The 8,866-nt window shown below is 50.6% G+C and carries 10 protein-coding genes; all 10 read right to left on the bottom strand.

The window, feature by feature from the left end; all coding sequences use genetic code 11:
• Positions 1-289: 289 nt before the first annotated feature.
• Entirely contained in the window at positions 290-790 is a 501-nt protein-coding gene (locus NNN71_RS22035) for a LuxR C-terminal-related transcriptional regulator (RefSeq protein ID WP_163446174.1), read from the bottom strand.
• Positions 791-1,079: 289 nt separating this feature from the next.
• A complete protein-coding gene (locus NNN71_RS22030; protein ID WP_163446175.1) occupies positions 1,080-2,003 on the bottom strand; it encodes a fimbrial protein in 924 nt (307 codons plus the stop codon).
• 10 nt (positions 2,004-2,013) lie between these two features.
• Positions 2,014-2,568, bottom strand: a complete 555-nt coding sequence (locus NNN71_RS22025) for a fimbrial protein (protein ID WP_167575703.1) — start codon at positions 2,566-2,568, stop codon at positions 2,014-2,016.
• Between the two features lie 10 nt (positions 2,569-2,578).
• On the bottom strand, positions 2,579-3,094 hold the full coding sequence (locus NNN71_RS22020) for a fimbrial protein (protein ID WP_271459340.1): 516 nt from the start codon (positions 3,092-3,094) through the stop codon (positions 2,579-2,581).
• A gap of 10 nt (positions 3,095-3,104) precedes the next feature.
• Entirely contained in the window at positions 3,105-3,620 is a 516-nt protein-coding gene (locus NNN71_RS22015; RefSeq protein ID WP_271459339.1) for a fimbrial protein, read from the bottom strand.
• Positions 3,613-4,179, bottom strand: coding sequence for a fimbrial protein (locus NNN71_RS22010; protein WP_271459338.1), 567 nt, complete (start codon positions 4,177-4,179; stop codon positions 3,613-3,615). The genes NNN71_RS22015 and NNN71_RS22010 overlap by 8 nt, the downstream gene beginning before the upstream one ends.
• A gap of 71 nt (positions 4,180-4,250) precedes the next feature.
• On the bottom strand, positions 4,251-5,003 hold the full coding sequence (locus tag NNN71_RS22005) for a fimbria/pilus periplasmic chaperone (RefSeq protein ID WP_167575701.1): 753 nt from the start codon (positions 5,001-5,003) through the stop codon (positions 4,251-4,253).
• 80 nt (positions 5,004-5,083) lie between these two features.
• Positions 5,084-7,582, bottom strand: coding sequence for an outer membrane usher protein (locus NNN71_RS22000; protein ID WP_271459337.1), 2,499 nt, complete (start codon positions 7,580-7,582; stop codon positions 5,084-5,086).
• Positions 7,582-8,139: a fimbrial protein gene (locus NNN71_RS21995; protein WP_271459336.1), complete on the bottom strand. Its 558-nt coding sequence runs from the start codon at positions 8,137-8,139 to the stop codon at positions 7,582-7,584. Before NNN71_RS21995 ends, NNN71_RS22000 begins: the two co-directional genes overlap by 1 nt.
• Positions 8,140-8,191: 52 nt before the next feature.
• Positions 8,192-8,725: a fimbrial protein gene (locus tag NNN71_RS21990; RefSeq protein WP_249023178.1), complete on the bottom strand. Its 534-nt coding sequence runs from the start codon at positions 8,723-8,725 to the stop codon at positions 8,192-8,194.
• Between the last annotated feature and the right edge of the window lie 141 nt (positions 8,726-8,866).

Below are 8,866 nucleotides of genomic sequence, written 5' to 3'. Positions count from 1 at the left end.
ATAGATTAACTCTCTAATTATACACGGCTTATGGCACCGATAATATCTTATTACAGGAATGCCACGGTACGCACGCGGGCAGATGCCCTGGACGTGCTCACCACGCCACGGCACAACAACCAGCCTGACGGCTTTGACTGGCCAGGCTACTCGTGGGCGCATAAAGAACACTCACCGAATTGCTGACAAAATCTGACTTAGAATTGGAAGGCTAAAATCCACGCAATTGCGTGGATTTTTTATAGACGAAAACTGAGAAATAGATTTTCCTCATGGCTTGAGGACATGTTTATGTCGCTTCACAGTGAAGCTCTGATTGAATGTAAGGCCAGTGTTCCGTCCATGTCTGTAGCAACGAATGAAGCAGATTCAAATTCTTGACCCCAAACTTACGTAAAACTTTAACTTTGTGCGCACTGAACGTTTTTCTGCTAATACACAACCGCTCGCTCAATTCGTCTGCATCAGCTTCGCCAAACAATATCTTAATGACCCATTCTTCTCTGCCGCTTAAACTCGGGATTAGCTCCTTATTCGTCTCTTCGGTTAACAAGCATTGAATATATTCCTTTACTGGCGCATCACGCATGATCCGATAATCACAAAAGTACAGCAATGCACGATATGGGTCTGATATCTTATGTTTCTGTAACTCAGCGGAGTGAAAGATATAAACATAGTGCTGCCCGGTATCGAAAACGATAAGATCATCAGTATTGAAAACTGGCATCCGCTTAATAATGTTCGTCATCCCAGAAATGAAATAAGTATCCCTCGAAAGAATTTTCACATCCTAATCCATTTTTGTTTATTTTTAGTTTGACTAGCTCAGCAACAGAAAACACATCAGTAGAATAATAAACTCTGCTGTCCCATATCACCGTATTGTAGAGAAATAATCATATGGAATTGCGAACGTCCCTGTTCGCCCAAAAGCAATATCCTCATGCTACATGAGTGGTTACCTTTACCCGGAGTTGTATTGATAACATAAATTATCATTACCTCCGACTCAATCCATGGTTAAAATCTAACACAGGGAACAGAATGTTCTCTATCAAAAAACGCTATTGAGCCTATTAATACTGCGTCAAAATTAAGGTAGCCGAAGCAGTAAATGCCCCCGTTGCAATATCATCAAAACTCAGTGAGGCCGGCTTAACTGGCGTAAAACTTAATGGCACAGTCGCGCTACCGTTCGTCACACTTAACTTCTGACTCACACCGTCGCTGACCGTCTGGCCATTCCAGCGCATTTCCACCCCCAGATTATCATTGCTGGTTCGAATCGCCTTATTATTCCACGCAGGAGATACCAGGCTCATTCTGACATCAAAATCTACAGTATGTGCGGCATCACAAACAATGTTGAAATCTTTATTTATAGTTTGTGATGATGTGCCGCCAGAGACAATATCGCCACGTTCTATCTGCCCCAAATCTACATTAAAAGTTGAACCGGATAAAACTTTACAAGTAGCGGTATTAATATCTGCATCATTCGCCGCAAAGAACTTCCAGGTATAGTTATGACGCTCGCCGTGATTATTCGTTTGCACGAATCGTATGCTACCGAGTTTATCACCGGACTTGATATGAAGTTCCTCACCCAGCGAGGTTAATTCAAAATAGAGTACGACGGGCAATTGTCTTGATTCGCCGTCGTCGAGATCGAAAATTTTCGTCTCTGATACCGGCGACGGATGATCCACACCTGAGATCAACACACCATATTTAAGATTTTTAAAAATAGTACTATCAAGTTTTACCCCATCACTCCCCAGCCACATGGTATCTATCCATCCTTTCTGTCCTGCCGTATTTGTACAGGTAATTTGTGGGGCGAGATCGATAATTCTGTTTTTCCCGGTGCTGACATCTGAACTGATGTTAACATGGATATCAGCGTCACCACCGTGCCAACCTATCGAAGCACACTCGTAGGCCGATGCAGCCGCACTTTGAAGCAGCAAAAATGCCAGCAAAGGCAATGTTGTTTTCATTTGATCTTTCCTAGGGATAATTAAGCTCAAAAGTCGCCAACGCGCTGAATACGCCACGACGCAAAGTGCGATTTGCCAACGCACCAGGTTCACCCATCACGTAGCCATTAAGCTCCAGCTCACTATTACCGCTATGAAGAGAAAACGCAGGTATCGTTTTATTAAAAGGCAATGGCGTACCGTCAGGCAGCGACATTCCGATGGCCAACCCGCTATCGGTAGGCGAAGCTACGGCTAACAGACCTGGAAGCTCCGTGCTCTCGGTGCCCTTAAACGTCACTTCAACCTGGTTGCCCAGCGTGAGATCACACTCTTTAAGTTTGATGACAAACGGCTGCGCATGTGTGCGGGTGTGCAAATAAAGGTAGGTATCTATCACCGTGCCGAAATCAAGGGTAATTGCAGTAGAGGTTGGGTCAAGTTCGCAAGGATCGGCAACCAATTGGCCATCAAAGTGCAGATTATTACTGACCTCTTTTACTCCACCTCCGGCAGCCACAACTCCCTGCGCCGCGCTCAGGAGTAATATGCCGAGCACGATGCGCCGCTTGCTGATGTTATTCATGCCACTCTCCTTATAGATATTCCGCCAGCAGGGTTGCGGTTGCGCTGAACGCGCCTTCAGTCAGCTCGCTAACGTTGGGATCTTTTACCGGCACGGCTTCGAGCGTAGGCGGGTTCTGATAGGTGATATCCAACGCTTTGTTGAGCTCAAATGGTTGGCCGTTCTGACGAATTTGGATTCCCAGCCCTGTGGCATTGGTGCTCAGCGCGCTGGCGTCAAACGACGTGGCGTTGCCTTTCACTATCATGGTCAAACGCCACATCGGGTCGACATCATCGCAGACCAGTTGGTAACCAATAGTCTGTTTGTAACGCTGCCCGTCCACCTTATGAATACCCACATTGTCAAAATGAATACTCAGGTCACGATCGTTGTTGATATGACAGGGGTGGATTCTCAAGGTGCCATGAAATGCGATATCACGGCTGTCTCCCGTCGCCACGGCGAGAACCGGCCCGGTGCCGCAAAGGGCAACTAAAAAAAGTGCAACGCACAGAGATTGTCGGCTGATAATGGAATAGTTCATCCTGTTCGCCTTAGTTATAAGCCACCTTCAGGGTTGCCGTAGCGTTAAACGCTTGACCATCCTGAAACCGGGCGCCGTTTTGTTTTTCCAGCACCGCATACAACGTAGGTGGGCTGGCATTATTAAAGTCAAACCATTGGTTAAGCGGTAAAGTCACACTGCCATTTTGCAATTTTATCGTCAGGCCGTTGGCATCCGTTTTAAGCTTGCTGTTATCACCGTCCGCCGAGGTACCAGCAACCTGCATCTGCAGGGTTTTACCATCCGGATCACCTTTACAGTTCACCTGATAGGGGATCATCTGGCGATAGGTCGTTCCAACGATCTCATTGATATAAACATCGCCGAATTCGACTTTAATGGGGTCGCCATTAGAAAAACTGCAGGACGCGGTCGCGATGACCTCGCCGGTCAGACTGATATTTACATTGCTGGAGCCCGGCCCGGCAGCCGAGTTAGCGGCCACGAGCAGCGTCATCGCGGCCACGCTGTGAGTCAGAGACTTCATAAAGCGTTCCTCAGTCATAATTCAGCTCGAACCCCACCGTTGCGCGCCATTCGCCCGACATTAGCGCCTGCGCCGTCCTTTCCGCCTGAACGCGGTAAATCAACGCATCGTTCCCCGGGGTGACGAACTGTGGCGCGCCGCGTTGCCCAAGACGAACATTGCGACCCGCACTATCAGTCATACGTAGCCCCATTCCGGTGATGCCCTCGACTTTAATAAGCTCAGGCGTATCGGCATCCGCAGGGGCGACAAACGTCACGCTGACCATAGGCTGATAACGATCCCAAAGGTGATTGCCCGTACGTTGGTCGAGCATATTGCCACCAACATGAACGCAGTCGCGCAGGCGCAAAACGAAAGCTATCGCCTCACTGCGGGCCCCGACCTTGCTCAGAACCTGCGCCGGGATCCGCCCCAACGTGACCTCCTGATTTTGCGAGGCCATATCGAGACGGCAGGCGCCCTCGACAAACTCGCCGTAAACGTGCAACTCGCCGTGTTCTCCTTCCACCTTCCAGTTGTCCGGATCGGCGCAAGCCACAGATGGCAGACCGACGGTGCCGGCAACAAGCAACATCGCGAAAACTTTTCTCGCCTGCACCATCCGCCATCCTGCGCCATTCATCGTTTCAATCATCGTCATGGCACTTATCCGGCCTTACTGTCCACAACCCGACAAATATCGTGCTGACAGCTAAATATCAGCTTTGGCCGACCGCCATAATCGTTAATCCAGGTCAAGACCGGTTTATCACCTAACGCACCTGCCTTCACGGTGAGCGGTGATTCGCTGAAAGGCGCAATCATTACCGGGTCGAATCCCGAAACAGGTTTACCGTCAGGCTGTTTGAAAGCGGCGGCCAGCGTCACATAGTAAGGACTGGGATTACTGACGCGATAGCCCTCACCCTGGCGGGTTAACACCAGTTTTTTCTGCCAAAGATCATGGGCGTTGCCACGGTTGAGCTGTAGCGCAGCGGGGCGATAAAACAGTTTAATTCGCGTTTGCAACGCAATCTGAAGGGTATTTGCTTTGCTGCTCTTAGGCGGGATTTCCCTTAGATTAAAATAAAAAATTGACTCTCTATCCTGCGGTAGCGATTGTGCATCATCAGTCAGCTGCAGCTTCACCTGCCCTTTAGCCATTGATTCTACCCGCTGCAATGGCGGTAACGCCGCAATCGGGCCGCTGATTTTGTTTCCCGATTCATCTTCAATCCACGCCTGTGCCAGATATGGCAATGCTTTGTTTTGATTGGTGATGTTCAAACTCATTGACTTGTTTGCACCGTTAAACACCGCTCGAGTGCGATCGAGCGTGACGGCAGCCTGAGAACCGTGGCTTATCAGTGCGCAAGTCAGAGCCGCGCCAGCCATCGTGGGTAATAAATGATATTTCATACAGAGATACTCGCTGTTATTGGCCCGCCATAAATACGCCGGGCCGCATGTTGTCTCCACGGCTGCGGAGAGTTGAGGTGTTAAATTTGCGGTGAGCAAGTTAACGGTAGAATACGGGTAGTTGTCGGTAAGGGTTTTGGCAGCATGATTGCGCACTGCGTTTGCCCATCCCACATCACCCGCATGCTCTCTCCTGCCACCATCCCCGTTAGCCACACCATTCCATCATCGTCAACGATCCCTGCCTGGCTTTCGTGATGGCTGACCACCACCGCGCCAAATGGCACCGCACTGCCGTCCGTAAGACGCAATCGCACCATGGATTTGTGTCCGGCGATCATGCCAAAACGGCGATAGCCGATAGCCCCTTCCGTTAGCGTTCCCTGCACGACCGATCGCGTGGCTTCCACGTTATCGGCAAGATCGTTAACATCCACGCTGACGCTGCTGCGGTAGCCTTTGTTGATATCCGCGACCACTGCCTTGCCAAAACGGTTCGTCTGCGTTCCCGCACCGTAGCCGCGAATGGGTACCCCGGCTATGCCAGCGGTATCCACCATCATGCGCGTCCCGCCCATACTGCTTACCCGGTGCATCGCCATCCCTTGCGCTGTGGCCGTAACCCCCCCCTGGATGGCACCGCCCCATGAACGATAGTGTCCCTGTTCGTAGCTTGTATTAACCGAGAGTTCCGCGACATCACCTTTATGGGTAAAATACGCGCTACTGGTTCCCCGTCCCTGCTGAGCAACACCGGCTTTAAGTCGATAGCTGTTGTTCAGATCAATGCTGTTGAAATAACCCACCGTTGCGCCATTGCCTGAACTTCCCGCCTGGCTATCGACGTTAAAGGTTCCGCCATTTCCCCACGGCACCGAGAGACTAAGGTAAGCGCCATCGTCACGGGTATGGTTAAAAAAGGTGCGGTAGGCGGAGAAATTCAGACCCAGGTTTTTCAATTGCCCGACATCAAAAAAGCGTGATACCGAGAAATTGTAGGTTTCGTTATCTGGTCGGTCCCAGTAGGTCTGGTGGCTATAGTTCATGTAGGCACTTAGCCCGATCTGCCGAAACTGTTTATTGAAGGCAATGGTGTAAAGCTCCTTGTTGTTATTACCCGCAATGCCGTGATAGCGCGCGTTGAGGAACTCAGACATATTCATAAAATTACGCTGCGAAAATCGATAGCCCGCAAAAGTGACCTGGCTGTCATATTCGTCAAAGCGTTTAGAGTAACTAAGACGCCAGGATCCACCCGTTTTACTGCCCGCGTGCGGCAGTACGGCATGAGATTCCGTCAAATCAAATGAGATCGCACCTAAAGCCAGCAGGTCGCGTCCGATCCCCGCTGACAGCGCGTTATATTCGCCCGCCAGCAGGCTACCGCCGTACAGTGACCAACCGTTGTTCACACCCCACGAAAATTCCCCCGTCACAAATCCCGGTCCCAGGCTGTTGTGACGGTAGTCCGACGGTTTACCCATTGCCAGTTTGTAACGCACCATTCCCGGCCGTGTCAGATAGGGAATATTGGCGGTATCCACCTGGAAACTGCGTACGCTGCCATCCTGTTCCTGGATTGCCACATCCAACGTGCCGGAGACCGCCGTATTCAGATCCTGAATACGAAACGGCCCCGCCGCGACGGTGGTTTCGTGGAGCACGCGCCCCTGCTGGCTGATGGTGACTTTAGCGTTAGTTCTGGCGACACCAACCACCTCCGGCGCATAGCCGCGGAGATTTGGCGGCAGCATGGTGTCATCCGACTCCAGGCTACTTCCCGTATAGCGGAAACTGTCAAACAATCCTGAGTTAAGATAGTTTTCGCCTAACATCAGTTTCGCCTTAAGCGTAGGTAGAGCTCGCCATGCGTAATATCGACTCCACGCCCACTCACGTTGTTCGTCCTTGTTCATTCCATCACTATGGCTATAGCGCCCTTGCCAGTCGGCGCGTACACGCCAGCTGCCGAGGTTAAAACCGGTCGTCCCATTACCGGTCAGTGACTTCGTCTCACGACGGTTTCCCACCGCATAGCGAGAGGATTGTCCGTTGAGGTTATAATCGAAAATCGCCCCACCGATTCCTTCATCCCAACTTCCGGGAGGATCCCAGTTCTCAGCGGTATACTCCAGATACGCCTGGGGAATGCTCAGATATAGCGTGTTACTACCAAGATCCGCGCGGACGCTGGCACCAGGCAAACTGACCAACTGTAAGCAGGTATCGTGATGCCACCATGTGAGCGAGTTCTTCACGGAAGATTTAAGTTCTAGCTGCACGACCAGATCCGGGGTCAGGCAAACCTCACTCCCCTTTGGGTCATCATCCGGCGCGAAAAAATTCAGCGGCTGTTCAGGCAACTCGGTCTTATTCAGACGCACGACCATATGGTACTTTCCCGGCATGATAAAACCGGCGCGAGAAAACTGGCTGAGATCTATTTTCGCCCGGTCACCAACATCCAGCACGTCGGTATTGAACTGGATAGCTTCCGCCGCATATACCAGGCTCGGCGCTCCCTGTATAGCCAGCGCAACCAGCAGCGCAATCCCTGAGTAGTTAAAAACTTGCCTCATCAAAAATAATCCAGTTTAAAACGCACCGTCGTCTGATAGGCACCAGCCCGCAGTTTTTGATGGTTACCCACCAGACGTAGACTGTAATCAAGACGCATGGCGCCAGGCATTATCTGCCTTTCAGAAGAAGCGATACCCGGTAACATACGGTTTCCCGCCGCATCCATAATTTCGAGACCAATTCCACGGGCCTCACCACCCAAGGCAAACAATGTTCCATCAGTGATAGCGCCATCGAAAGTGACGCTAAAATGTGACCAGTCAGGATGGTTTGGCAACATCGGCTCCAGCGCGCAGTTCTCGAGGTGAATACTGAACGACTTCGACGGTCCAACACCGGTGCTGATAATTTGGTCCAACGGCAAGGTGATAAGGTCGATAACCTGATCCCGGCTATCGACCTTAATCGCACAGGGCGTATCGATGATTGCCCCCTGCATGCTGACCTTTCCATGCCCCTGATCCCCAACGGAGGTCGCCAGTACGCTCGCGGAGAAAAATGGCAGTGTTAACCACAGCAGCCGCAAAGGCGTGACAAATGAAGCACTACATTTCATAGGTACCCCGCATATAAAAACCGTACCGAAAATGCGTAAGGCCAGACTCGGCTTACTGGTAGGCCAGGGTAAAATTAGCAACCGAGGAAAAGTCGCCCGGCACAACGGACGAAGAGGCACCATTGCCCTGCAAATAAGCGGCATAGGTCAGGGTGTTATCCCCTTGCTGAGTTTTCGTTGCCGTGCTGGGTGTTCCGAGTGGAATATTGGTACCTTCATCATTGGTAATGGCGATTGCCGCGCCTTTGGCGGTGCCAACCAGCGCCAGGTAGCCCGGCTGGGCACTGGACTCTGAGCCGGTGAAGGTGATGGTGACCGTTTTATCTGTGAGTCCGGAGAGATCGCAACTTTCCAATTTGATATCAAATGGTCGTGGACGTGATTTTCCCCCATTCATCAGGGCTTTGTTAGAAATTTCGCCAAGATCGACTGTTTGCTCAATGCTATCGGGAGTGATTGAACATGGGGCATCAATAATTGCTCCGGTAAATGTAACCTTACCATGGCCCTGATCTCCTGCCTGCACATAACCGGTGAATACGGTGGTCGTCAAGCCAATAGCCCAAGCCCATTTAATTAATTGCATCTTTGTTCATTCCTGCAAAAGTGAATAGATATCACCAACACTTGCTTTATCCGCATAGTGCTGGTGAACCACATTTTCATGTGGATTAAATCTACTTAATTTTTACAATCAGGACTTTCAAAAAACGACACAGTTAATATA

The organism is Kluyvera sp. Awk 3 (assembly GCF_028069715.1).
In the GTDB taxonomy this organism is placed as follows: Bacteria; Pseudomonadota; Gammaproteobacteria; order Enterobacterales; family Enterobacteriaceae; genus Kluyvera; species Kluyvera georgiana_A.
Note: the sequence above shows the minus strand (reverse complement) of the source record. Positions and strands in the feature narration are given on the sequence as shown.